Origin of the sequence: Noviherbaspirillum suwonense (assembly GCF_900182955.1) — a bacterium.
GTDB lineage: Bacteria > Pseudomonadota > Gammaproteobacteria > Burkholderiales > Burkholderiaceae_D > Noviherbaspirillum_A > Noviherbaspirillum_A suwonense.
The window spans coordinates 1-1,239 of sequence record NZ_FXUL01000072.1; the positions used below are offsets into that span (position 1 = coordinate 1).

Genomic DNA, 1,239 nt, shown 5'->3' on the forward strand with positions numbered 1-1,239 from the left:
GGGCACCTCGAATAACACGTGATTTCGCCGTCATCAGCGAGCCAAGCATTTGAATGTGCCCAGCAACGCGCGAGCGTCGTCATTTCCCGACCTCTTTTTCAGGCGGTGATGCTCGTTTTTGGCGGTCCAGACGGACCTCGGGCATCAAAATGCCTCGACCCCGGCCTCCTTCAGGTAAACGAGGCGCTGCAGGTTGTAAGCAGCGACCTTCCAGTTCAGATGCAGCCTTGCGCGTGCCAGGCCAATGGAGCGCAGCGTCTTGCCGCCCATCTGTGCCAGGCATGCGAGCGCGTGCTCGATGCGTGCACGCGTTTTGGCGATGCGATGATTGCGCCGCTGCTGCGCCTCGGAGATCGGCTTGTCTTTGCTGCCTTTGCGCTGGATGTGCATGCGCCAGCCCTGTTTGCTCAGTCGCGCTTCGCGCTCGCCATCGACATACCCCTTGTCAGCCAGGATGTCCCGGTTCGTGTTGGCGGAATCGAGCACGTCCTCGAAGTGCAGGGTGTCGTGTTCGCTTGCCGTGCTCACCTTGATCTTGCGCACCAGCTTGTAGCGCTTGTCGGCATTGGCCGACACCTTATAGCCGAAGTAGGACTTGCCGTGTTTCCTGGTCCAGCGCGCATCTATATCCTTCTGGCGCCGTTTCACTGGCGTCCAGTCAGCCGGCATCGCGCCTTCGCTGACGATGGCTTTCTCTTCCTTGTTCAGTGACTGCCTGGGCGCCTCCACGATGCTCGCGTCGATCATCTGGCCACCGCGCGCAATGTAGCCGTGCCTGGCCAGCTGGCGATGAACGGCATCGAACACGCTCTCGCTGGCGCCAGCCTGGATCAAGCGCTCCTTGAAGGTCCAGATCGTCGTCCGGTCCGGGATCTGGCTGCTGGCGCGTAACCCGACGAAGCGCTGGAAACTCAATCGGTCGAGCAGCTGGAATTCCATCTGCTCATCACTCAAGTTGAATAGCTGCTGGATCAACAGCACACGCACCATCAGTTCGGTCGGGAAAGGCGGACGGCCGCCGCGCTCGCGGCTGGGGCGCGGCGCCGCAAGGTCGACCTCCGCAGCAAGCGCGGCGAAGTCGACATGCTGCTCCATCACCTGCAGTGCATCACCAAGCCGGTTCAGCTTGGCTTCGCGCTCCTGGTCGGCAAACAGACTGGTCTTGATCATGAAAATTTACGTCAAGTTCGAGGCGCCCACATTTTGCCAGACCCGCAGCGGTTTTTCGAGGTGCCCTTA

At 60.8% G+C, this 1,239-nt stretch carries 1 protein-coding gene; it reads right to left on the reverse strand.

The window, feature by feature from the left end; genetic code table 11:
* Positions 1–144 precede the first annotated feature (144 nt).
* Positions 145–1,170, reverse strand: coding sequence for an IS5 family transposase (locus tag QOL82_RS29130; RefSeq protein WP_283445823.1), 1,026 nt, complete (start codon positions 1,168–1,170; stop codon positions 145–147).
* Between the last annotated feature and the right edge of the window lie 69 nt (positions 1,171–1,239).